Origin of the sequence: Lelliottia sp. 7254-16 (assembly GCF_002922995.1) — a bacterium.
In the GTDB taxonomy this organism is placed as follows: Bacteria; Pseudomonadota; Gammaproteobacteria; order Enterobacterales; family Enterobacteriaceae; genus Enterobacter; species Enterobacter jeotgali.
The window spans coordinates 1-22,805 of the sequence record NZ_PQVS01000006.1; the positions used below are offsets into that span (position 1 = coordinate 1).

Annotated in this window: 20 protein-coding genes, 1 other RNA gene and 1 pseudogene; 16 read left to right on the forward strand and 6 right to left on the reverse strand. The window is 54.9% G+C overall.

From position 1 onward, the window contains the following. A pseudogene (locus C3708_RS10050) lies at nt 1–348 on the forward strand (IS481 family transposase); the annotation flags it as partial. A gap of 234 nt (nt 349–582) precedes the next feature. Next, nucleotides 583–1,503 (forward strand): agmatinase, encoded by a 921-nt coding sequence (gene speB / locus C3708_RS10060; protein ID WP_002434404.1) that lies wholly within the window; start codon nt 583–585, stop codon nt 1,501–1,503. A gap of 84 nt (nt 1,504–1,587) precedes the next feature. Here the strand turns inward: speB and C3708_RS10065 are convergent, their stop codons facing one another. Next, on the reverse strand, nt 1,588–2,346 hold the full coding sequence (locus tag C3708_RS10065) for a M48 family metallopeptidase (RefSeq protein ID WP_095283285.1): 759 nt from the start codon (nt 2,344–2,346) through the stop codon (nt 1,588–1,590). Between the two features lie 271 nt (nt 2,347–2,617). Between C3708_RS10065 and tkt the strand changes: the two genes are divergently transcribed. The 5 genes from tkt (at nt 2,618) to C3708_RS10090 (ending at nt 9,456) form a co-directional block, all read left to right on the forward strand. Continuing rightward, the gene (gene tkt, locus C3708_RS10070; protein WP_103949182.1) at nt 2,618–4,612 is read left to right on the forward strand and encodes a transketolase; all 1,995 of its coding nucleotides are present in this window, start codon (nt 2,618–2,620) and stop codon (nt 4,610–4,612) included. A gap of 391 nt (nt 4,613–5,003) precedes the next feature. Continuing rightward, nucleotides 5,004–6,023, forward strand: a complete 1,020-nt coding sequence (gene epd, locus C3708_RS10075) for an erythrose-4-phosphate dehydrogenase (RefSeq protein ID WP_103946633.1) — start codon at nt 5,004–5,006, stop codon at nt 6,021–6,023. Nucleotides 6,024–6,072: 49 nt separating this feature from the next. Then, the gene (pgk, locus tag C3708_RS10080) at nt 6,073–7,236 is read left to right on the forward strand and encodes a phosphoglycerate kinase (RefSeq protein ID WP_095283282.1); all 1,164 of its coding nucleotides are present in this window, start codon (nt 6,073–6,075) and stop codon (nt 7,234–7,236) included. Between the two features lie 92 nt (nt 7,237–7,328). Continuing rightward, nucleotides 7,329–8,408 carry a class II fructose-bisphosphate aldolase gene (gene fbaA / locus C3708_RS10085; protein WP_095283281.1) on the forward strand — a complete coding sequence of 360 codons (1,080 nt, stop codon included), beginning with the start codon at nt 7,329–7,331 and terminating at the stop codon, nt 8,406–8,408. Between the two features lie 187 nt (nt 8,409–8,595). After that, nucleotides 8,596–9,456: a small-conductance mechanosensitive channel MscS gene (locus C3708_RS10090; protein WP_095283280.1), complete on the forward strand. Its 861-nt coding sequence runs from the start codon at nt 8,596–8,598 to the stop codon at nt 9,454–9,456. A 49-nt stretch (nt 9,457–9,505) separates the two neighbouring features. On the opposite strand, the gene dctP is transcribed toward C3708_RS10090, so the two are convergent. Then, nucleotides 9,506–10,555 carry a TRAP transporter substrate-binding protein DctP gene (gene dctP, locus C3708_RS10095; RefSeq protein ID WP_103949183.1) on the reverse strand — a complete coding sequence of 350 codons (1,050 nt, stop codon included), beginning with the start codon at nt 10,553–10,555 and terminating at the stop codon, nt 9,506–9,508. Between the two features lie 184 nt (nt 10,556–10,739). Between dctP and argO the strand changes: the two genes are divergently transcribed. Next, on the forward strand, nt 10,740–11,375 hold the full coding sequence (argO, locus tag C3708_RS10100) for an arginine exporter ArgO (RefSeq protein ID WP_103949274.1): 636 nt from the start codon (nt 10,740–10,742) through the stop codon (nt 11,373–11,375). A gap of 88 nt (nt 11,376–11,463) precedes the next feature. Further along, complete coding sequence (locus tag C3708_RS10105) at nt 11,464–12,207, forward strand: oxidative stress defense protein (RefSeq protein WP_103946629.1); 744 nt, start codon at nt 11,464–11,466, stop codon at nt 12,205–12,207. 28 nt (nt 12,208–12,235) lie between these two features. Here C3708_RS10105 and argP read toward each other — a convergent pair whose 3' ends face one another. Further along, nucleotides 12,236–13,129 carry a DNA-binding transcriptional regulator ArgP gene (argP, locus tag C3708_RS10110; RefSeq protein WP_095283276.1) on the reverse strand — a complete coding sequence of 298 codons (894 nt, stop codon included), beginning with the start codon at nt 13,127–13,129 and terminating at the stop codon, nt 12,236–12,238. A 188-nt stretch (nt 13,130–13,317) separates the two neighbouring features. Here argP and rpiA point away from each other — a divergent pair, with 188 nt between their 5' ends. Continuing rightward, the gene (gene rpiA, locus C3708_RS10115; RefSeq protein ID WP_103949184.1) at nt 13,318–13,977 is read left to right on the forward strand and encodes a ribose-5-phosphate isomerase RpiA; all 660 of its coding nucleotides are present in this window, start codon (nt 13,318–13,320) and stop codon (nt 13,975–13,977) included. 264 nt (nt 13,978–14,241) lie between these two features. Beyond that, complete coding sequence (gene serA, locus C3708_RS10120; RefSeq protein ID WP_095283274.1) at nt 14,242–15,474, forward strand: phosphoglycerate dehydrogenase; 1,233 nt, start codon at nt 14,242–14,244, stop codon at nt 15,472–15,474. Nucleotides 15,475–15,588: 114 nt separating this feature from the next. On the opposite strand, the gene C3708_RS10125 is transcribed toward serA, so the two are convergent. The 3 genes from C3708_RS10125 to zapA form a co-directional block, all read right to left on the reverse strand. Then, nucleotides 15,589–16,185, reverse strand: a complete 597-nt coding sequence (locus C3708_RS10125) for a 5-formyltetrahydrofolate cyclo-ligase (protein WP_103949185.1) — start codon at nt 16,183–16,185, stop codon at nt 15,589–15,591. A 24-nt stretch (nt 16,186–16,209) separates the two neighbouring features. Beyond that, nucleotides 16,210–16,393: non-coding RNA, 6S RNA (gene ssrS / locus C3708_RS10130), on the reverse strand. Nucleotides 16,394–16,434: 41 nt separating this feature from the next. Beyond that, nucleotides 16,435–16,764: a cell division protein ZapA gene (gene zapA / locus C3708_RS10135; RefSeq protein WP_015960320.1), complete on the reverse strand. Its 330-nt coding sequence runs from the start codon at nt 16,762–16,764 to the stop codon at nt 16,435–16,437. Between the two features lie 168 nt (nt 16,765–16,932). Here zapA and C3708_RS10145 point away from each other — a divergent pair, with 168 nt between their 5' ends. The 5 genes from C3708_RS10145 (at nt 16,933) to gcvT (ending at nt 22,781) form a co-directional block, all read left to right on the forward strand. Beyond that, nucleotides 16,933–17,511 carry a YecA family protein gene (locus tag C3708_RS10145; RefSeq protein ID WP_133159632.1) on the forward strand — a complete coding sequence of 193 codons (579 nt, stop codon included), beginning with the start codon at nt 16,933–16,935 and terminating at the stop codon, nt 17,509–17,511. Between the two features lie 25 nt (nt 17,512–17,536). Next, a complete protein-coding gene (gene pepP, locus C3708_RS10150; protein WP_103949186.1) occupies nt 17,537–18,850 on the forward strand; it encodes a Xaa-Pro aminopeptidase in 1,314 nt (437 codons plus the stop codon). Next, on the forward strand, nt 18,847–20,025 hold the full coding sequence (ubiH, locus tag C3708_RS10155; RefSeq protein ID WP_103949187.1) for a 2-octaprenyl-6-methoxyphenyl hydroxylase: 1,179 nt from the start codon (nt 18,847–18,849) through the stop codon (nt 20,023–20,025). The genes pepP and ubiH overlap by 4 nt, the downstream gene beginning before the upstream one ends. An 11-nt stretch (nt 20,026–20,036) precedes the next feature. Then, nucleotides 20,037–21,239, forward strand: a complete 1,203-nt coding sequence (gene ubiI, locus C3708_RS10160; protein WP_103949188.1) for an FAD-dependent 2-octaprenylphenol hydroxylase — start codon at nt 20,037–20,039, stop codon at nt 21,237–21,239. 447 nt (nt 21,240–21,686) lie between these two features. Continuing rightward, nucleotides 21,687–22,781 carry a glycine cleavage system aminomethyltransferase GcvT gene (gcvT, locus tag C3708_RS10170; protein ID WP_103946622.1) on the forward strand — a complete coding sequence of 365 codons (1,095 nt, stop codon included), beginning with the start codon at nt 21,687–21,689 and terminating at the stop codon, nt 22,779–22,781. Nucleotides 22,782–22,805: the final 24 nt, after the last annotated feature.

Consider the following 22,805-nt stretch of genomic DNA (forward strand, 5'->3'; position numbering starts at 1 on the left):
CTGCAGCGTGCCTTTGACCACTGGCGCAACGTCTATAACCTTGAACGGCCGCACACCTCGCTGGATATGGCAGTGCCCGCTTCGCGGTATCAGCCATCAGCGCGGCAGTACAACAGTCACGCTGAACCCCCGGAATACGACGAGGGCGTGATGGTCAGGAAAGTGGATATCAGCGGAAAACTGAGCCTGAGAGGGGTAACGCTGAAGGCAGGAAAAGCGTTCAGGGGCGAATATGTGGGACTGAAGGAAGGGGCTGAAGATGGCTGTTATGAGGTGTGGTGGTACAGCACGAAAGTGGGGGTGATCGACCTGAAGAAAAAGTCGATCACCATGGGTAAAGGATGTTAAATAGTGTTCACCATGTCCCCGAACACCTGTCTACCATGTCCCCGGACCGTACATGGGAGAGGGATGGGGTGAGGGCAACAGAGCGTGAAACTCCCTTGAACCTGTACGAATTAACGGCGATAATTCGCTCCAATATGCAGTTTCCGAATCAATCCCTTCCTCGTCGGGTTTAACGACGCGGAGGGGATTTTTTTTCATCTATTTTCTTGTATCGACTCTACACGAGGTCAGGACATGAGCACTTTAGGTCATCAGTACGACAACTCTCTGGTATCTAACGCGTTTGGTTTTTTACGTCTTCCGATGAACTTCCAGCCGTACGACAGCGACGCTGACTGGGTGATTACTGGCGTTCCGTTTGATATGGCGACTTCGGGTCGTGCCGGTGGCCGTCACGGCCCGGCGGCGATCCGTCAGGTTTCCACTAACCTAGCCTGGGAACACAACCGCTTCCCGTGGAACTTCGATATGCGCGAGCGCCTGAACGTCGTCGACTGCGGCGACCTGGTGTATGCCTTCGGCGACGCGCGTGAGATGAGCGAAAAACTGCAGGCCCATGCTGAGAAACTGCTGGCTGCCGGTAAGCGCATGCTCTCTTTCGGCGGTGACCACTTCGTGACGCTGCCGCTGCTGCGCGCCCACGCGAAACATTTCGGTAAAATGGCGCTGGTCCATTTCGATGCCCACACCGACACCTACGCGAACGGCTGCGAGTTTGACCACGGCACTATGTTCTATACCGCGCCGAACGAAGGGCTGATCGATCCGAATCATTCTGTGCAGATCGGTATCCGTACTGAATTCGATAAAGACAACGGCTTCACGGTGCTGGACGCCTGCCAGGTCAACGATCGCGGCGTGGACGATATTATCGCCCAGGTTAAGCAGATCGTGGGCGATATGCCGGTGTATCTGACCTTTGACATCGACTGTCTGGACCCTGCGTTTGCACCAGGTACCGGTACGCCGGTGATTGGCGGTCTGACGTCTGACCGTGCAATCAAACTGGTTCGCGGTCTGAAAGATCTGAACATCGTGGGGATGGACGTCGTGGAAGTGGCGCCTGCTTACGATCAGTCTGAGATCACCGCTCTGGCAGCGGCAACGCTGGCGCTGGAAATGCTGTACATCCAGGCAGCCAAAAAAGGCGAGTAATCAAGAAATTGCCCGGCGGCGTAGCACTTGCCGGGCATGCTAATCTTGTAGGCCGGGTAAGGCGTTAGCCGCCACCCGGCTTTTTTATTTAATCCCGTCTGCCGCCATGCGATCGCGGATGTGCTGCGCGCGTTCAGCGGAAGCCGGGTGATCGTCAAACATCGAGCTTTGACGGCCTTCTTCCAGTTTTGCCAGTTTCTCAAAGCTGGTCGCTAAGCCTGAAGGATTGATGCCGCGTTTGCGCAACAGATCGTAGGAGTAGTCATCCGCTTCGGATTCCTGACGCTGGGAGAACTGGGAGTTCACCAGTTTTTCGCCCACATCGCCCAACTGGGATTGCGACAGGCTGCCGACGATACCGCCCGCAGAGGCCGCCGCCGCACGCACGGCGTTGGTGCCGAGCGCCACCTGCATTCCTTTCTTCACGTGACCGAGCGCGACGTGGCCCATTTCGTGGCCGATCACCGCTTCGACTTCGTTATCCGTCATCATATCCATCAGGCCGCTGTAGACGCGGATGCAGCCGTTAGCCATCGCAAACGCGTTCACATCTTTCGCCATGTAGACTTTGTAGTTCACTGGCTGACCGTTGATGTTATCGCCGAGCGCAGCGGCAATCTTGTTCAGACGCTGTGCGTAAGTGCTACTGGCGGGGGCGATGGTCGCTTTAGCGTCCATGTCTTTGCACGCCTGATCGCTCAAGGCTTTGACCTGCGCATCGCTCAGGGAATAGGCCTGGAAAGCCTCTGCTCCAGAGCTCATCAGACCGTTTGAATCCATATTCTGACAGCCGCTCAGCAGCAGCGTCGTACCCAAGGCCAGCACTATTGCACGCATTTTCATGATGTTGCTTCCGTACTCGTTAACTGAAAAAAGTCTGAAAAATGCTCCGGCAGCGAAGCCGCAGTCGAGCTAAGTATAAGGAATATCTGGAGGCCCGGGCGAGTAGATTGCGCAACATGCGAGCATGATCCAGAGATTTCTTAAACGGCAAAAGAATGCTCCATGTACATGCTTTGTCGCTTGGGTTACATTGTTGGCACTTTTTTCTGGCATAGCCCAAAACGCGCTGTCGTCAAGGGCACGGCCTTTAACAGTCCGATCTGGAGTTAAAATGTCCTCACGTAAAGAGCTTGCTAATGCTATTCGTGCGCTGAGCATGGACGCAGTACAGAAAGCCAAATCCGGTCACCCGGGTGCCCCTATGGGTATGGCTGACATTGCCGAAGTCCTGTGGCGTGATTTCCTGAACCATAACCCTCAGAACCCGTCCTGGGCTGACCGTGACCGTTTCGTACTGTCTAACGGCCACGGCTCTATGCTGATCTATAGCCTGTTGCACCTCACAGGTTATGCGCTGCCAATCGAAGAGCTGAAAAACTTCCGCCAGCTGCATTCCAAAACTCCAGGTCACCCGGAAGTGGGTTACACCGCTGGCGTTGAGACCACTACCGGTCCGCTGGGTCAGGGTATTGCGAACGCGGTCGGTATGGCGATTGCAGAGAAAACGCTGGCGGCACAGTTCAACCGTCCAGGCCACGACATCGTTGACCACTTCACCTACGCCTTCATGGGCGACGGCTGTATGATGGAAGGCATTTCTCACGAAGTGTGCTCGCTGGCTGGTACCCTGAAACTGGGCAAACTGGTTGCGTTCTACGATGACAACGGTATCTCCATCGATGGTCACGTTGAAGGCTGGTTCACTGACGACACTGCTAAACGTTTCGAAGCCTACGGCTGGCACGTTGTACGTGGCGTTGATGGCCACGATGCTGCTGCGATTAAACGCGCAGTAGAAGAAGCGCGCGCTGTGACTGACAAACCGTCTCTGCTGATGTGCAAAACCATCATCGGTTTCGGTTCTCCAAACAAAGCCGGTACCCACGATTCCCACGGCGCACCGCTGGGCGACGCAGAAATTGCACTGACCCGCGAACAGCTGGGCTGGAAATACGCGCCGTTTGAAATCCCGGCTGAGATCTACGCTCAGTGGGATGCCAAAGAAGCAGGCCAGGCGAAAGAGTCCGTCTGGAACGAGAAATTCGCTGCTTACGCGAAAGCCTTCCCTCAGGAAGCGGCTGAATTCACCCGTCGTATGAAAGGTGACATGCCGGAAGATTTCGCGGCGAAAGCGAACGAAATCATCGCCAAACTGCAGGCTAACCCTGCAAAAATCGCCAGCCGTAAAGCGTCTCAGAATGCGATCGAAGCGTTTGGTCCGCTGCTGCCAGAATTCCTCGGCGGCTCTGCTGACCTGGCACCGTCTAACCTGACCATCTGGTCTGGCTCTAAAGCGATCAATGAAGATACCGCCGGTAACTACATCCATTACGGTGTGCGTGAATTCGGTATGACCGCGATTGCCAACGGTATTTCCCTGCACGGTGGTTTCCTGCCGTACACCTCTACCTTCCTGATGTTTGTGGAATATGCACGTAACGCCGTGCGTATGGCTGCGCTGATGAAACAGCGTCAGGTGATGGTCTACACCCACGACTCTATCGGTCTGGGTGAAGATGGTCCGACTCACCAGCCGGTTGAGCAGGTCGCGTCTCTGCGTGTGACCCCGAACATGTCCACATGGCGTCCATGTGACCAGGTTGAGTCCGCGGTAGCGTGGAAATATGGCGTTGAGCGTCAGGACGGTCCTACCGCGCTGATCCTCTCCCGTCAGAACCTGGCACAGCAGGATCGTACCGAAGAGCAGCTGGCGAACATCGCTCGCGGTGGTTACGTGCTGAAAGATTGCGCAGGTTCGCAGCCGCAGCTGATCATCATCGCGACCGGTTCTGAAGTTGAACTGGCGGTTGCTGCATGGGATAAACTGTCTGCCGAAGGCGTGAAAGCGCGCGTGGTCTCCATGCCGTCTACCGACGCGTTCGACAAGCAGGATGCGGCTTACCGTGAATCCGTACTGCCGAAAGCCGTGTCTGCACGCGTTGCCGTAGAAGCGGGTATCGCTGACTACTGGTTCAAATATGTGGGCCTGAACGGCGCTATCGTCGGTATGACCACCTTCGGTGAGTCTGCACCTGCAGAACTGCTGTTCGAAGAGTTTGGCTTCACCGTTGAGAACGTAGTCGCGAAAGCGAAAGAACTGCTGTAATCGCCGCTTATGGGGTGTGTGCGGCCTGATGCCCTCACCCCAACTCTCTCCCACGGGAGAGGGCGCAAACATCAAAAACGGTAACCTATGGGTTACCGTTTTGCTTTTCCCTCCACCCGGTTTTTTTGTATCCGCTATTCCTGATTCATGTAACATCCCTGTGAATTATTCCATTGAAAATGTGACGCATGTCATATAGCTGGCTTATTGCTCCGGGCGAACGTTCCTTTTATTCCCCGTTTCGCTTATTCTTGCTGAAGCGTTTCAGTCGATTAAATGTTCGACAATTGACCAATCAGTCGCAGTTTGTGACAGGCAAGGATTCCCCTCTGAGCGTAGCTGGATTACTCTTTCAGCCACTTCAATTTAGGGATAGCCTTGCAGGAGACCTATGACCGTACGCGTAGCGATTAATGGCTTTGGTCGCATCGGACGTAACGTGGTTCGCGCTTTATATGAATCCGGACGTCGGGCGGAAATCACCGTAGTGGCTGTCAATGAACTGGCAGACGCGGCGGGTATGGCGCATTTGTTGAAATACGATACCAGCCATGGGCGCTTTGCCTGGGACGTTCGCCAGGAAAGAGAGCAACTGTTCGTCGGCGATGATGTGATTCGCGTCCTGCATGAGCGCAGCATTGAAGCGTTGCCGTGGCGTGAGTTGGGTGTGGATGTGGTGCTGGACTGCACCGGCGTGTACGGCAATCGCGAACACGGCGAGGCGCATCTGGCAGCAGGCGCGAAGAAAGTGCTGTTTTCCCATCCCGGTGGTCACGACCTCGACGCAACCGTCGTCTACGGTGTGAACCATCTTGAGCTGCAAGCTGAACACCGTATCGTCTCCAACGCCTCCTGCACCACAAACTGCATTATTCCGGTCATCAAACTGCTAGACGATGCGTATGGCATTGAATCGGGCACAGTCACCACGATTCACTCCGCCATGCACGATCAGCAGGTTATCGACGCGTATCACCCGGACTTACGTCGCACGCGCGCGGCGAGTCAGTCAATCATTCCGGTGGATACGAAACTGGCGGCTGGGATCACCCGTATTTTCCCTCAGTTTAACGATCGATTTGAAGCCATTGCGGTCCGCGTGCCGACCATAAATGTCACCGCGATTGACCTCAGTGTTACCGTGAAGAAACCGGTAAAAGCTAATGAAGTCAACCTGTTGTTGCAAAAAGCGGCACAGGGTACATTTCATGGTATAGTTGACTATACGGAATTACCGTTGGTCTCAGTAGATTTTAACCACGATCCGCACAGTGCCATTGTCGATGGTACACAGACGCGGGTCAGCGGTGCCCACCTCATCAAAACGCTGGTGTGGTGCGATAATGAATGGGGCTTTGCTAACCGGATGCTCGACACCACGTTAGCCATGGCCGCACAAGGTTTCAGGTAGGGCGCAAAGTGCGCATGCAAAACTTTAAGAATCAACGAGAGGATTCACCATGTCTGTAATTAAGATGACCGATCTGGATCTGGCAGGTAAACGCGTTTTCATCCGTGCCGATCTGAACGTACCTGTTAAAGATGGCAAAGTGACCAGCGACGCACGTATTCGTGCCTCCCTGCCAACTATCGAACTGGCACTGAAACAGGGTGCGAAAGTGATGGTAACCTCTCACCTGGGTCGTCCGACCGAAGGCGAGTACAACGAAGAATTCTCTCTGCTGCCGGTTGTTAACTACCTGAAAGACAAACTGTCTAACCCGGTACGTCTGGTTAAAGACTACCTGGATGGCGTTGAAGTGGCGGCAGGTGAACTGGTTGTTCTGGAAAACGTTCGCTTCAACAAAGGCGAGAAGAAAGACGACGAAGCACTCTCCAAAAAATACGCTGCCCTGTGCGACGTATTCGTAATGGATGCATTCGGTACAGCTCACCGTGCACAGGCTTCTACCCACGGTATCGGTAAATTCGCAGACGTCGCTTGCGCAGGTCCATTGCTGGCAGACGAACTGGAAGCACTGGGTAAAGCACTGAAAGAACCAGCGCGTCCAATGGTTGCTATCGTTGGTGGCTCTAAAGTTTCTACCAAACTGACCGTTCTGGATTCCCTGTCTAAAATCGCTGACCAGCTGATTGTTGGCGGTGGTATCGCGAACACCTTCGTTGCTGCTCAAGGCCACAACGTGGGTAAATCCCTGTACGAAGCGGACCTGGTTGACGAAGCAAAACGTCTGCTGACCACTTGTGATATCCCAGTCCCAACGGACGTTCGCGTGGCAACTGAGTTCTCTGAAACTGCAGCGGCTACCCTGAAATCTGTTAACGACATCAAAGATGAAGAGCAGATTCTGGATCTGGGTGACGTTTCTGCACAGAAACTGGCTGATATCCTGAAAAATGCGAAAACCATTCTGTGGAATGGCCCGGTTGGCGTGTTCGAATTCCCGAACTTCCGCAAAGGCACTGAAATCGTGGCTAACGCAATCGCAGACAGCGAAGCGTTCTCCATCGCAGGCGGCGGCGATACTCTGGCGGCAATCGACCTGTTCGGTATTTCCGACAAAATCTCCTACATCTCCACTGGTGGCGGCGCATTCCTCGAATTCGTGGAAGGCAAAGTTCTGCCAGCAGTAGCTATGCTCGAAGAGCGCGCTAAGAAGTAAGCCATTCATGGGCAGGGAAACCTGCCCAAATTTCAGCGTGCTTATTAGAGCTCGCACCTTTTCTAACGGCCGAAGATACAGGACTACGTAACATGTCTAAAATTTTTGATTTCGTAAAACCTGGCGTGATCACTGGTGATGACGTTCAGAAAGTGTTCCAGGTAGCTAAAGAGAACAACTTTGCTCTGCCAGCAGTTAACTGCGTGGGTACCGACTCCATTAACGCCGTACTGGAAACCGCTGCAAAAGTTAAAGCGCCGGTCATCGTCCAGTTCTCTAACGGTGGCGCAGCATTCATCGCCGGTAAAGGCGTGAAAACTGACGTTCCTCAGGGCGCAGCAATCCTGGGCGCAATCTCTGGTGCGCATCACGTACACCAGATGGCTGAGCACTACGGTGTTCCAGTAATCCTGCATACCGACCACTGCGCGAAGAAACTGCTGCCGTGGATCGACGGTCTGCTGGACGCTGGCGAAAAACACTTCGCAGCGACCGGTAAGCCACTGTTCTCTTCCCACATGATCGACCTGTCCGAAGAGTCACTGCACGAAAACATCGAAATCTGCTCCAAATACCTGGCGCGTATGTCCAAAATGGACATGACCCTGGAAATCGAACTGGGTTGCACCGGCGGTGAAGAAGACGGCGTGGACAACAGCCACATGGACGCTTCTGCACTGTACACCCAGCCAGAAGACGTTGATTACGCGTACACCGAGCTGAGCAAAATCAGCCCACGTTTCACCATCGCGGCATCTTTCGGTAACGTACACGGCGTTTACAAGCCAGGTAACGTGGTTCTGACTCCGACTATCCTGCGCGATTCTCAGGAATACGTTTCTAAGAAACACAACCTGCCGCACAACAGCCTGAACTTCGTCTTCCACGGCGGTTCCGGTTCTTCTGCTCAGGAAATCAAAGACTCCGTAAGCTACGGTGTAGTTAAAATGAACATCGATACCGATACCCAATGGGCAACCTGGGACGGCATCCTGCAGTACTACAAAACCAACGAAGCTTACCTGCAAGGTCAGCTGGGCAACCCGAAAGGCGAAGACCAGCCGAACAAGAAATACTACGATCCACGCGTATGGCTGCGTTCTGCCCAGACTTCTATGATCACCCGTCTGGAGCAGGCATTCAAAGAACTGAACGCGGTTGACGTTCTGTAATTTGAGCTGCTTTTAGCGCTAAAGAGGTCCGCATTTGCGGGCCTTTTTTTATGCCTTTTCAACGGGCTGCATTGGCGGATTTTGTGATCTGTTTGGCATAATCCACGCTTTTTGTTTACCCTTTACTAACCTGCCTGTCTCCCAAGTGAGATGGATTTTTTTGTCTGAATTAGAAAAGGAAGAATGAATGGATGATCTCGGTGTAGTAGATGGCATTAATAACGCAGGCACCTGGCTGGTGCGCAACCAGGCGCTACTGCTGAGTTATGCGGTAAACATCGTGGCAGCAATTGCGATTATTATCGTCGGGATGATCGTGGCACGCGTGGTGTCCAATGCGATCAACCGCGTGATGCGTGCGCGTCAGATTGACGCCACGGTAGCCGATTTCCTCTCTGCGCTGGTGCGCTACGGCATTATTGCCTTTACGCTTATTGCTGCGCTGGGGCGCGTCGGAGTGCAGACGGCTTCCGTCATCGCAGTACTCGGTGCTGCCGGTCTGGCTATCGGTCTGGCCCTGCAGGGTTCTCTCTCAAACCTGGCGGCAGGCGTGCTGCTGGTGACTTTCCGCCCGTTCCGCTCCGGTGAATATGTTGATTTAGGTGGCATTGCCGGAACCGTACTGCAGGTGCAGATCTTCTCCACCACCCTGCGCACCGTTGATGGCCGTATTGTGGTGGTGCCAAACGGGAAAATTATCGCCGGGAATATTATTAACTTCTCCCGCGAGCCGGTACGTCGCAACGAACTGTTGATTAGCGTCGCATACGATTCTGATATTGATCAGGTTAAAGCGCTGCTCACTCGCATCATTGAGTCGGATGAGCGCATCATCAAAGACCGCGAAATGACTGTGCGTCTGAATGAGCTGGGGGCGTCGTCGATCAATTTCGTGGTGCGCATCTGGAGCAAAAGCGGTGACCTACAGAACGTTTACTGGGACGTGCTGGAGCGTATTAAACGTGAGTTTGATGCCAACGGTATCAGCTTCCCGTATCCGCAGATGGACGTGAACTTCAAGCGTGTGAAAGAAAACGCGAGCGAGTAAATCCGCCCGGAAAGACAACGCCCGCTGGGAGAACCCGGCGGGCGTTTTTTTATCTTATGACGTCGTTAACAATGGTGCTGACACCCTTCATCAGCAGGCCCGCATCCGTTATCCCTTTATCTTCCTGCTGAGTCACCCATTCAGCCTGAACCTGCTGATATCCGGTGGCGGTTTGCCAGGCTTCTAGCTCCTGATTCGTCAGGTAGTGAATGGATGCGCCATCTTTTTTCATCTGGTTTACCATCTCAAGCAGATTCGCGTCTTGCGCTGCCCCGAGACGTCTTTGCGTCGCGGCGGCTGCCCGTTTGATGGCACCGCGATCCTTCACGTCGAGACCATCCCACACCGTTTTATTCATCACCAGAAGATAAACGTGCCCGAGCCACAGGGAAGGGGAGAGCTGAATATGCGGAGCTGCACGCTCGGCATGAATATCGTGCCCGCTGTCGAGGTTAACCATCAGGCCATCAAGCTGCCCGTCCGCCAGCGCGTCGGTGATTTTGTCATTCCACGGCATACTCACCGGCACGCCACCCGCGTTGCGTAAAAATGACTGATGCCAAAAGCTGGCAGTTCGCCATTTGCTGCCGTTCAGCTGATCCAGTTTGACGTTGGGTTGGGTGGTAAAAAAACCGACCGGATAGCCGAGGAAAAATTGCAGGTTAACGAGGTTATTTTTTTCCAGCTCGTTGTCGAACTGGCGATACTCACTGAAAATGCGCCGAAACGTCGCCACCTGTGCATTACCGCTGGCGGGCCCGAGAGGGAAGCTCTTGAAAATCTGGTGTCGCGGGAGCAGGTCTGGCGTGTATTCGGGAACTACAATCCCGATATCCGCGACATCGCCCCGGCTAATCGTCTTTAAGGCGTCATAGCTGGTGGAGAGCTCGCCGTTCCAGTGCGCCTCGATTTTCAGGCGGCCGATCGATTCGGTCTCAATCGCTCTAAAAAAGGTCTCTTTGATAAGCCGGGTGCGCATGTTTCCGTACGGTTCATGATCCGTATAGCGCAACGTTGTGGTCGCGCTGGCGGTGGCGGCCCACACACTGGCAACGACCCATCCGGCACAGAAGAGTAAAGCCTTCGCGTTATGCTTCATATCCATTCCTTTGGTACGGTTGCTGGTACGTCCAGCATACGCTAAATCCGCAATGAAAACGTTTGTCGTAATCCCAATCCGCTACTATTAGCCATACTTATTATGGATTAAAATTATCAATTTCCTCTAATGAAGATCTCGCAGTATAGTCTGTCGTAACGACAATCCTGTGAGATTATTTTCCATTTTATCTTATTATTTTCAAGGTCTTGTGCTTGGCGCAGCCATGATCCTTCCGCTCGGTCCTCAGAATGCATTCGTCATGAACCAGGGGATTCGCCGTCAATATCATTTAATGATTGCGATGCTCTGCGCCGTCAGCGATTTAGTGCTGATTTGCGCCGGGATTTTTGGCGGCAGCGCACTGCTGATGCAGTCTCCGTGGCTGCTGGCGCTGGTGACCTGGGGCGGAGTGGCATTCCTGCTGTGGTACGGTTTCGGCGCACTGAAAACTGCCATGAGCAGTAATCTCGAACTGGCCAGCGCCGAAGTGATGAAGCAGGGGCGCTGGAAGATTATTGCCACCATGCTGGCGGTGACCTGGCTTAATCCGCACGTCTACCTGGATACTTTTGTGGTGCTGGGCAGCCTCGGCGGTCAACTCGATGTTGAACCCAAACGCTGGTTTGCTCTGGGAACGATAAGCGCGTCTTTCCTGTGGTTCTTCGGTCTGGCGATCCTGGCCGCCTGGCTCGCTCCGCGTTTACGTACTGCCAAAGCACAGCGCATCATTAATACTCTGGTCGGTGTGGTGATGTGGATAATCGCCTTCCAGCTGGCGAAAGAAGGGATTAATCACGTGCAGGTATTGTTCAACTAAGCGTTGTCTTATGGACAACTGAAACAGACGCGCTAAGCTTGCTGGCATGCGCCCTTCGGTGGGCACTTCGCAACATGGAGGAATAACAGTGAAGTTTAAAGTGATGGCCCTGGCGGCATTAGTAGGTTTAAGCGCAGTGTCGGTACAGGCAAACGAATTGCCAAATGGTCCGCACATTGTCACTTCCGGTACCGCAAGCGTGGATGCGGTTCCCGATGTTGCAACGCTGGCGATTGAAGTGAACGTCGCGGCAAAAGATGCGGCGTCAGCTAAGAAACAGGCTGACGATCGCGTTGCGCAATATCTCTCTTTCCTTGAGCAGAATGGCGTTGCGAAAAAGGACATTAACTCCGCGAATCTGCGCACTCAGCCGGATTACGACTATCAGAATGGCAAAAGTATTCTGAAAGGTTACCGCGCGGTGCGTACCGTTGAAGTCACGCTGCGTCAGCTGGACAAGCTGAACTCGCTGTTAGATGGCGCGCTGAAAGCGGGGCTGAACGAAATCCGTTCCGTGTCGCTGGGCGTTGCGCAACCAGAGAAATACAAAGACGAAGCGCGTAAAGCGGCGATTGACGATGCCGTACGTCAGGCTGAGCAACTGGCATCTGGCTTCAAATCGAAGCTTGGCCCAGTGTATAGCGTGCGCTACCACGTCTCTAACTATCAGCCAAGCCCGATGGTTCGTATGATGAAGGCGGATGCTGCACCGGCTTCCGCACAGGAAACCTACGAGCAGCCGACCATTCAGTTCGACGATCAGGTTGATGTGGTGTTCCAGCTTGAGCCTGCACAGGGCCAGCAAACGGCACCAGCACCTGCACAACAATAATGAAAAAGCCGGGGAAACCCGGCTTTTTTTAATCCTGCCTCAACACCTTATGGCCGTAAGCCAGCAGTGCATCGGTGACGTTGCGCATCATGCGGCTTTCCGGCGCAAATCGGTGCCAGTACAACATCCGACGCTGATACAGCCCCGGCGTTAAGTCGATAAGCTCACCGCTCTTCAACTCTTTCTCAATCTGCAGATGCGGAATCATGCAGCAGGTGGTTCCCTGACGCGCCAGCTGCACGAAGGCTTCCGACGAGTTCACGATATGACACGGCACGCTGCCCGGCGGCAGGTCGAAGTTCTGCTGTAAAAATGCCTGATGCATGTCGTCGAGATGGTCGAACGCCACGGCGGGCGCTTTCAGCAGCGCGGCGCGGGTGACGCCATTCGGGAAATACTTGTCGGCGAACTCTTTTGAGCCAACGAACAGATAATCGAGCGCACCCAGTTGATCGACCAGACAGCTTGGCAACGCCTGCGGCTGGATACTGACGGCACCCACCACTTCGCCGCGACGCAGACGCTCCTGAGTACGGGTTTCATCTTCCACCTGCAAGTTGAGGCGAATCGGTGAGTCAGCCAGAACAGTGGAAAGAGCAGGCAGCAGCCAAGTTGCCAGACTGTCGGCGTTCACCGCCAGCGACAGCAGCAATGGTGTGGAGCCAGTCTGTTCATCGCCCAGCCACTCCTCTTCCAGCAGCTCAACCTGACGCAGCAGGGCGAGCAGCTTCTGCCCTTGCTCCGTCGGACGTGGCGGAACCGTACGTACCAGCAGCGGTTGTCCGAACATATTTTCAAGCTGTTTGATTCGCTGTGACACGGCGGATTGAGTGATGCACAGCTTTTGCGCCGCGCGCTCAAAACCTCGTTCACGAATGACGGCATCAAGCGCCTGTAGTGTTCTGTAGTCCGGACGTTTCATTGCGGGGTGGTGCTCCTGAATTTTGCTGATTCTGCACTATGACACAAATTTACCTTTGTGACAGACCAAATCCGACCACATCGGATCTGTCAGGGCTTTGCTCGTTAATGTGACACCGGTCACAGGGACATTCCGTACCTGCCTGTTCTATAATACGCCCTGAGTTTTCACACCACAGGCAAAAGATCATGACGCAGGATGAACTGAAAAAAGCAGTAGGATGGGCCGCTCTCCAGTACGTACAACCCGGCACTATTGTTGGTGTAGGGACTGGCTCGACCGCCGCACACTTTATTGATGCGCTCGGTACGATGAAAGGGCAGATCGAGGGCGCGGTATCCAGCTCTGATGCCTCCACGGAAAAGCTAAAAAGCCTCGGCATTACTGTCTTCGATCTGAACGAAGTGGATCGTCTGGGGATTTACGTTGATGGTGCCGATGAGATCAACGGCCATATGCAGATGATCAAAGGCGGCGGCGCGGCGCTTACGCGCGAGAAGATCATCGCTTCCGCGGCGGATAAGTTTATCTGTATCGCGGATTCTTCAAAACAGGTGGATATCCTGGGCAGTTTCCCACTGCCGGTAGAAGTGATCCCGATGGCGCGCAGCGCAGTCGCTCGTCAGTTGGTGAAGCTGGGTGGTCGCCCGGAATACCGTCAGGGCGTCGTGACGGACAACGGTAATGTGATCCTCGACGTTCACAATCTGGAAATTCTGGACGCGGTAGCAATGGAAAATGCCATTAACGCGATCCCAGGCGTCGTGACCGTAGGGCTTTTCGCCAACCGTGGCGCGGATGTGGCGCTGATCGGCACCGCCGATGGCGTGAAAACCATCGTAAAATGATCTGACGGGGGGAGTACTCCCCCCGCTAAATATTTTTCAAAAGCCAAATTCGGTGACTTGTGTCACGTTTTTTCGCCTGATCTGATGATCCTGCCGCTTTCCTGATTAACCACAGCATTTTCCTCTGACATTTTGCTCTGGATGACTTTTCTTCAGAGTGCCGACGCAAACGTTCATATTGCTGCAATAGTTTTTTTTGATATGTTGGCTAGAGCGGATTTTAATCCAGCACAACATCAGTTCAGACAAAACAGGGTCGGGTAAATGGCAAAGGTATCACTGGAAAAAGACAAGATTAAGTTTCTGCTCGTCGAAGGGGTGCATCAGAAAGCACTGGATAACCTTCGTGCAGCAGGTTACACCAACATCGAATTCCACAAAGGCGCGCTGGATACAGAGCAGCTGAAAGAATCCATCCGTGATGCCCACTTTATCGGCCTGCGATCCCGTACCCATCTGACTGAAGACGTTATTGCCTGCGCGGAGAAGCTGGTGGCAATCGGTTGTTTCTGCATCGGGACCAACCAGGTGGATCTGAATGCGGCGGCCAAACGCGGCGTACCGGTCTTTAACGCGCCGTTCTCCAACACCCGTTCCGTGGCGGAGTTAGTGATTGGCGAACTGCTGCTCCTGCTGCGTGGCATTCCTGAAGCCAACGCCAAAGCCCACCGTGGCGTGTGGAACAAACTGGCCTCTGGCTCGTTTGAAGCGCGCGGTAAAAAGCTGGGGATCATCGGCTACGGCCATATCGGTACGCAGCTCGGTATTCTGGCGGAATCTCTCGGGATGAACGTCTTTTTCTACGATATCGAAAACAAACTGCCGCTGGGGAATGCGACTCAGGTTCAGCATCTTTCTGACCTGCTGAACATGAGCGATGTGGTGAGTCTGCATGTGCCGGAAAACGCCTCCACCAAAAATATGATGGGTGCGGAAGAGCTGGCGCTGATGAAGCCGGGTTCGCTGCTGATCAACGCCGCGCGCGGTACGGTGGTGGACATTCCTGCCCTGTGCGAGGCCCTGCGGAGTAAGCATCTGGCGGGCGCGGCAATCGACGTCTTCCCAACGGAACCGGCGACCAACACCGATCCGTTCACCTCTCCGCTGTGTGAATTCGACAACGTGATCCTGACGCCGCACATTGGCGGCTCGACTCAGGAAGCGCAGGAAAACATCGGTCTGGAAGTGGCGGGCAAACTGAGCAAATATTCCGATAACGGTTCTACGCTGTCTGCGGTGAACTTCCCGGAAGTGTCTCTGCCGCTGCACGGCGGTCGTCGTCTGCTGCACATCCACGAGAACCGTCCTGGCGTGTTGACGGCGATTAACCAGATTTTCGCCGAGCAGAGCGTCAACATTGCCGCGCAGTACCTGCAAACCAACTCGCAGATGGGCTACGTGGTGATTGATATCGAAGCGGATGACGATGTGGCGGAGAAAGCGCTGCTGAGCATGAAGGCGATTCCAGGCACGATTCGCGCGCGTCTGTTGTACTAATTCTGCGGTTTACTGTGTCGGGTGACGCTGTCGCTTACCCGACCTACAGTTTCAACAGGTTCAGCGTGTTTTTGTAGGCCGGGTAAGGCGTAGCCGCCACCCGGCTTTATTATTTCACCACTCCCACACTTTCGACGGCGTCACTACCGCAGGCAGCGGAATATCCCATTTCTCCACCGGCAGCGCTTTCACACCCTGACAATCATGGGCATAACCCACCGGCTGCACACCGTACTGCTGCCAGTTCTGCAGCGTGCGATCGTAAAATCCGCCGCCCATCCCCAGACGCTGACCGCTCTCATCAAAAGCCACCAGTGGCGTAATCAGCACGTCCAAATCCTGCAAGGGCAGAACGTCGCGCACATCGAGTTTAGGTTCGGTGATTTTCAGGCGGTTCACCACCAGTTCGCTGTGCGGATGGTAGTGCAAGAACAGCAGATTGCCCGGACTGAACGGGTGCAGCACCGGCAAATAGACTTTTTTTCCGGCGCGCCAGAGTTGTTCGATCAGCGGTTGGGTATCAAGCTCACCATCAAACGACAGAAACAGGGCAACCGTACGCGCCATCACGACGGGCGGATAGGCCATCATACGGGCGGCAGCAGTTTGTGCGAAATGAGCTTGTTGTTCGGGCGAAAGCGCTCGACGAGTTTTACGGATTAGCTGACGGATGTCTTGTCGGGAAGCAGGGACTTCAGGAAATTGAGTCATGATGCTTGAAGGTAGTAAAGAAGGGGAATCTCCGAGATGCCGCCGCAGGCTGTAACCCTTGAACCCTTGGTTCAAGGTGAATGTGTCGTCATAGTCTTAAGGCTTCTCGGACGAACCGAGCATGCTCACCGACCATGGAGCGCCACATTCTTGTGGTATGAAATATCGGCTCAGGGGACTGGCCCGCTTGCGAACATCTCAGAGAAATTTTGTCTTCACAGTCACTCTACCATAGTCAACTGCAAAGTGTTATTCAAACTTTTGTCCCGGTCTTTCGGGAGTGCGACCCTGATCAAGCAACGCTTGTTCGATGGTCTGCTGGAGCATTTTAATGCGTTGCTCCATGCTCGCCGCGTAGTCGCGGGTCTTCGCTTTTTCCTGAGTTAATTCATAGCTGATGTTCAACGCGGCGATGAAAACCAACTGCTCAGTATTTGTGACTCTAGTGCGTTCTTTTAGATCTTGCAACCGCTGATTCAAATCGTCCGCAGCCTGGCTCAAAGCATCTCTTTGCTCAGGCGGACAATTCACTCGCAGCGAACGGCCAAAAATCTGGAGATCGACGGGTTGTGCAGACATGCCACCTTCCTGCTGATTGACTGCGCGACCTTCGCTCACGGCCCTGGGGGCTGCGAAGGGGCGACACTATAGCTACCATGATATGAAGATACAAGCCCTTTTCTGGTATCTCCAGTGTCCAAAGTGGTAGCATATCATGAATATTCCTCCCAACGATGACGAATGCGCATGTCTATACAGAACGAAATGCCTGGTTACAACGAAGTAAGCCAGTTACTTAACCAGCAGGGCGTGGGTTTGACCCCTGCTGAAATGCACGGTCTGATCAGTGGCATGCTGTGCGGCGGAAACAGCGACAGCTCTTGGCAGCCGCTGCTTCACGACCTGACGAACGAAGGCCTGGCCTTTGGTCACGAACTGGCGGAAGCGCTGCGCAAAATGCACTCGGCGACCAGCGACTCTCTGGAGGATGACGGTTTCCTTTTTCAGCTTTATCTGCCTGATGGCGACGATGTTAGCGTCTTCGATCGCGCCGATGCGCTGGCAGGCTGGGTAAACCACTATCTGCTGGGCCTCGGCGTCACGCAGCCGAAACTTGATAAAGTAACCGGTGAAGCGGGTGAGGCCATCGACGATCTGCGCAATATCGCCCAGCTGGGCTACGACGAAGACGAAGACCAGGAAGAGCTGGAGATGTCCGTTGAAGAGATTATCGAGTACGTTCGCGTGGCAGCATTGTTATGTCACGACACCTTTACTCGCTCGCAGCTGACAGCACCGGAAGTACGCAAACCGACCTTACATTAATAAAAAGAACGCACAGGAGGGTGTCATGACTCAGCAGGAGTATCTTCGCCGCCGTCAGGCGCTGTTAGCTAACATGCAACCGGGCAGCGCGGCATTGATTTTTGCCGCACCGGAAGCCACGCGCAGCAACGACAGCGAATATCCTTATCGCCAGAGCAGCGATTTCTGGTACTTCACCGGGTTTAACGAGCCAGAAGCGGTGCTGGTGCTGATTAAAAGCGATGACACCCACAACCACAGCGTTCTCTTTAACCGTGTTCGCGATCTCACCGCCGAAATCTGGTTTGGCCGCCGCTTAGGGCAAGACGCGGCACCGGAAAAACTCGGCGTCGAACGCGCGCTGGCCTTTAGCGAAATCGATGAGCAGCTCTATCAGCTGCTCAACGGTCTGGACATGGTCTATCACGCTCAGGGCGAATACAAATACGCCGATGAGCTGGTCTTTACCGCGCTGGATAAACTGCGCAAAGGCTCGCGTCAGAATCTTTCTGCGCCTGCGTCCATCACTGACTGGCGTCCGCTGGTGCATGAAATGCGCCTGTTTAAATCGCCGGAAGAGCTGGATGTGATGCGCCGCGCGGGCGAAATCAGCGCCCTGGCCCACACCCGTGCAATGGAAAAATGCCATCCGGGGATGTTTGAGTATCAGCTCGAAGGCGAAATTCTGCATGAGTTCAATCGCCACGGAGCACGTTTCCCGTCCTACAACACCATTGTCGGCGGTGGCGAAAACGGCTGCATCCTGCATTACACCGAAAATGAGAGCGAACTGCGCGACGGCGATTTAGTGCTGATCGACGCGGGGTGTGAATACCGCGGTTACGCGGGTGACATCACCCGCACTTTCCCGGTGAATGGCCAATTCAGCCCGGCACAGCGCGCGGTTTACGACATTGTTCTCGAATCACTGGAAACGGCGCTGACCCTGTTCCGTCCGGGTACTTCTATTCAGGAAGTGACCGGTTCGGTGATCCGTATCATGGTCAACGGTCTGGTAAAACTCGGCATTCTGAAGGGAGACCTGGAAGAGCTGATTGCCGACAACGCCCATCGCGCGTTCTTTATGCATGGTCTGAGTCACTGGCTGGGGCTGGATGTGCACGATGTCGGAGGCTACGGCGCAGATCGCTCGCGCACCCTTGAGCCGGGCATGGTGTTAACCGTCGAACCGGGTCTGTATATCGCGCCGGATGCGGACGTCCCTGCCGAATATCGCGGGATTGGTATTCGTATCGAAGACGACATTGTGATCACCGAAAGCGGCAACGAAAACCTGACGGCGTCTGTCGTTAAAAAAGCCGATGAGATCGAAGCCCTGATGGCGGCGGCACGCGCATGAGCGTGGTAATCGTTGGCGGCGGCATGGCGGGCGCGACGCTCGCCCTGGCGATTTCACAGTTGACGCGCGGCCAGCTCCCGGTTCATCTGGTCGAGGCCGTCGCGCCACAGACAACGGAACATCCAGGCTTTGACTCCCGCGCGATTGCGCTGGCGCAGGGCACCTGTCAGCACCTGTCGCGGCTGGGTATCTGGCAAGCGATTGCCGAGTGCGCAACCTCCATTAATACCGTTCACGTCAGCGATCGCGGCCATGCCGGTTTTGTCACACTCGATGCGCAGGATTACCACATTGATGCCCTCGGGCAGGTGGTCGAACTGCACGACGTCGGGCAGCGCCTGTTCCGTTTATTGCAGGATGCGCCTGGCGTGACGTTGCACTGTCCGGCGCGCGTCGCCAGTTTCACCCGCAGTGCAGAGGGCGTGAGCGTCACGCTGGATAACGGCGATGTGCTGGCCGGAAAATTGCTGGTTGCCGCAGACGGTTCCCGTTCCGCGCTGGCGACTCAGTGCGGGATCGAATGGCGGCAACAGCCTTACGGTCAGGCGGCAGTGATTGCCAACGTTTCGACCGCAGTGGCCCATCAGGGGCGCGCCTTTGAACGTTTTACCGAACACGGCCCGCTGGCGATGCTGCCGATGTCTGATGGTCGCAGCTCGCTGGTCTGGTGCCACGCAGTAGACGCGATGGATGACGTCATGGCCTGGTCAGATACGCGTTTTTGCGACGAGCTGCAAAAAGCCTTCGGCTGGCGTTTAGGGCGCATCACCCACGCCGGAAAACGCGCGGCGTATCCGTTGGCGCTGACCACCGCGTCGCAGTCGGTTTCTCATCGCCTGGCGTTAGTCGGCAATGCGGCGCAAACGCTGCATCCGATTGCCGGGCAAGGGTTTAATTTAGGTTTGCGCGACGTTATGAGCCTGGCTGAGACGCTGGCGCAGGCCTTGCAGGACAGCGAAGACTGCGGTGCGTATTCCGTGCTTTGTCAGTATCAGAAACGCCGTCAGGCAGATAAAGAGGCCACCATCGGCGTGACCGACGGTCTGGTGCATCTGTTCGCGAATCGCTGGGCACCGCTGGTAGCCGGGCGCAACGCGGGGCTGATGGCGATGGAACTATTCATTCCGGCACGCGACGTGCTGGCGCAGCGAACCCTCGGTTGGGTCGCTCGTTAAGGAGTTACTAAGTGCAGAATGTTGATGTTGCCATTGTTGGCGGCGGAATGGTGGGGCTGGCCCTGGCCTGCGGTTTACAGGGCAGTGGTCTGCGCGTGGCGGTGCTTGAGAATAAACCGCCGCAACCTGTTTCGCAGGACGCGCCGCCAGAGCTTCGCGTATCGGCCATCAACGCCGCCAGCGAAAAGCTGCTAACGCATCTTGGCGTCTGGTCTGATATCACGGCGTTACGCGCCAGCTGTTATCACGGGATGGAAGTGTGGGACAAAGACAGCTTCGGCCATATCGCCTTTGACGATGAAAGCATGGGATACAGCCATCTCGGCCACATCGTCGAGAATGCGGTGATCCACCACGCCCTGTGGCGCAAAGCGCAAGCCTGTTCAGACGTCACGCTGATGGCTCCCGCTCAAATTCAGCAGATTGCCTGGGGCGAAAACGAAGCCTTTCTGACCCTGCAAAGCGGCGACATGCTGACCGCGCGGCTGGTGGTGGGCGCCGATGGTGCCAACTCGTGGCTGCGCAATAAAGCCGATATCCCGCTGACCTTCTGGGATTACCGCCACCACGCGCTGGTAGCGACGATCCGCACGACTGAGCCACACGGCGGCGTGGCGCGGCAGATTTTCCACAACGATGGTATCTTGGCGTTTCTGCCGTTAAGCGATCCGCATCAGTGCTCCATTGTCTGGTCGCTGATGCCGGAAAAGGCGCAGCAGATGGAAGCCGCCACCCCTGAGGAGTTCAATCAGGCGCTGTGCATGGCTTTTGATAACCGTCTCGGACTGTGCACGCTTGAAAGTGAGCGCCAACTGTTCCCGCTGACCGGGCGCTATGCGCGCCAGTTTGCCTCGCACCGAATGGCGCTGGTAGGCGACGCGGCGCACACCATTCACCCGCTGGCCGGGCAGGGCGTCAATCTGGGCTTTATGGATGCCGCAGAACTTATCGACGAACTGCGTCGTCTGCACCGCCAGGGCAAGGATATTGGTCAGCATCTTTATCTGCGTCGCTACGAGCGCAGTCGCAAACACAGCGCGGCGATGATGCTGGCGGGAATGCAGGGCTTCCGCGAGCTGTTTGCCGGAAACAATCCGGCGAAAAAACTGCTGCGCGACGTTGGTCTGAAACTGGCGGACACGCTTCCCGGCGTCAAACCACAACTTCTGCGTCAGGCGATGGGCTTAAACGATCTCCCCGAGTGGCTGCGTTAAGCACAAAACGTTAAATTAGACCCCCATCACACTTTCCTCTCCCGGCCTTTGTGCCGGGATGTTTCCCTCGTTTGAAATATTCTAATTTCACACTTCTTTTCGCATTAGATTATCTAATGTCGAATTTTTTTCATGACGGAAAATAGGCGCGTTTTTCCGCAGGAAATATCAGCCTGTGCTAAATATTGTGAAATTTAAGTTAATTTTATGCGGGGTAAATCGCATTTTGCCAGTGAATAACTCTGTAGGCTTTTTAGCGTTTTTTGGTCATAAGCTAATGTGATGACCCGTTTTACCTTATGGTTAATCGCCGGGTTCGGTGGTAACTTCAGGGAAAAGAGAACGTTTGCGTCGACGTCCTGCAGTGATGCCGACGCCGGGTTTCGTGGTAAGAAATTTCGCGCGAAACGCAAGATTGCCCTGCACTGCTTAATCAACGAGGACAAGATGGCTCAACAGACTCCTTTGTACGAACAACACACGTTATGCGGCGCGCGCATGGTCGATTTCCACGGTTGGATGATGCCGCTGCACTACGGCTCGCAAATCGATGAGCACCATGCAGTGCGCACCGACGCCGGGATGTTCGATGTCTCCCACATGACCATCGTCGATTTACGCGGCAGTCGCACCAGGGAGTTTCTGCGTTATCTGTTGGCGAACGACGTTGCAAAGCTCAAGACGCCAGGCAAAGCGCTCTATACCGGGATGCTCAATGCCTCCGGCGGCGTGATTGATGACCTGATCGTTTATTACTTCACTGAAGATTTCTTCCGCCTCGTTGTTAACTCCGCCACCCGCGAAAAAGACCTTTCCTGGATTTCCGAACACGCCGCCAAATATGCCGTTGATATCACCGTTCGCGACGATCTTTCCCTGATCGCCGTGCAGGGGCCAAACGCGCAGGCCAAAGCCGCATCTCTGTTCAGCGATGAACAGCGTAAAGCTGTAGAAGGCATGAAGCCGTTCTTCGGCGTGCAGGCAGGCGATCTGTTTATCGCCACCACCGGATACACCGGTGAAGCGGGCTACGAAATTGCGATGCCGAACGAGAAAGCCGCTGATTTCTGGCGTGCGCTGGTCGAAGCGGGCGTGAAACCGGCAGGTCTGGGCGCGCGCGACACGCTGCGTCTGGAAGCCGGGATGAATTTGTACGGTCAGGAGATGGATGAAGGCGTCTCTCCGCTGGCGGCCAATATGGGCTGGACTATCGCGTGGGAACCGGCAGATCGCGATTTCATTGGCCGTGAAGCGCTGGAACTGCAGCGCGAGAAAGGCACCGAGCAGCTGGTCGGCCTGGTGATGAAAGAGAAAGGCGTGCTGCGTAACGAACTGCCTGTGCGCTTCACCGATGCCAGCGGCAATCTTCACGAAGGCATTATCACCAGCGGCACTTTCTCACCGACGCTGGGCTACAGCATTGCGCTGGCGCGCGTCCCGGCCGGAATTGGCGAGACTGCCGTGGTGCAGATCCGCAACCGTGAAATGCCGGTCAGCGTGACTAAACCGATTTTTGTTCGCGCCGGTAAGCCGGTCGCCTAATCAATTTATTATCAGGAGAATTCC

Excerpts from the sequence above, each read along its gene's own strand:
- speB (WP_002434404.1), top strand. The coding sequence starts at position 583 with ATGAGCACTTTAGGTCATCAGTACGACAACTCTCTGGTATCTAACGCG.
- C3708_RS10065 (WP_095283285.1), bottom strand. The coding sequence starts at position 2,346 with ATGAAAATGCGTGCAATAGTGCTGGCCTTGGGTACGACGCTGCTGCTG.
- tkt (WP_103949182.1), top strand. The coding sequence starts at position 2,618 with ATGTCCTCACGTAAAGAGCTTGCTAATGCTATTCGTGCGCTGAGCATG.
- epd (WP_103946633.1), top strand. The coding sequence starts at position 5,004 with ATGACCGTACGCGTAGCGATTAATGGCTTTGGTCGCATCGGACGTAAC.
- pgk (WP_095283282.1), top strand. The coding sequence starts at position 6,073 with ATGTCTGTAATTAAGATGACCGATCTGGATCTGGCAGGTAAACGCGTT.
- fbaA (WP_095283281.1), top strand. The coding sequence starts at position 7,329 with ATGTCTAAAATTTTTGATTTCGTAAAACCTGGCGTGATCACTGGTGAT.
- C3708_RS10090 (WP_095283280.1), top strand. The coding sequence starts at position 8,596 with ATGGATGATCTCGGTGTAGTAGATGGCATTAATAACGCAGGCACCTGG.
- dctP (WP_103949183.1), bottom strand. The coding sequence starts at position 10,555 with ATGAAGCATAACGCGAAGGCTTTACTCTTCTGTGCCGGATGGGTCGTT.
- argP (WP_095283276.1), bottom strand. The coding sequence starts at position 13,129 with ATGAAACGTCCGGACTACAGAACACTACAGGCGCTTGATGCCGTCATT.
- rpiA (WP_103949184.1), top strand. The coding sequence starts at position 13,318 with ATGACGCAGGATGAACTGAAAAAAGCAGTAGGATGGGCCGCTCTCCAG.
- serA (WP_095283274.1), top strand. The coding sequence starts at position 14,242 with ATGGCAAAGGTATCACTGGAAAAAGACAAGATTAAGTTTCTGCTCGTC.
- C3708_RS10125 (WP_103949185.1), bottom strand. The coding sequence starts at position 16,185 with ATGACTCAATTTCCTGAAGTCCCTGCTTCCCGACAAGACATCCGTCAG.
- zapA (WP_015960320.1), bottom strand. The coding sequence starts at position 16,764 with ATGTCTGCACAACCCGTCGATCTCCAGATTTTTGGCCGTTCGCTGCGA.
- C3708_RS10145 (WP_133159632.1), top strand. The coding sequence starts at position 16,933 with ATGTCTATACAGAACGAAATGCCTGGTTACAACGAAGTAAGCCAGTTA.
- pepP (WP_103949186.1), top strand. The coding sequence starts at position 17,537 with ATGACTCAGCAGGAGTATCTTCGCCGCCGTCAGGCGCTGTTAGCTAAC.
- ubiH (WP_103949187.1), top strand. The coding sequence starts at position 18,847 with ATGAGCGTGGTAATCGTTGGCGGCGGCATGGCGGGCGCGACGCTCGCC.
- gcvT (WP_103946622.1), top strand. The coding sequence starts at position 21,687 with ATGGCTCAACAGACTCCTTTGTACGAACAACACACGTTATGCGGCGCG.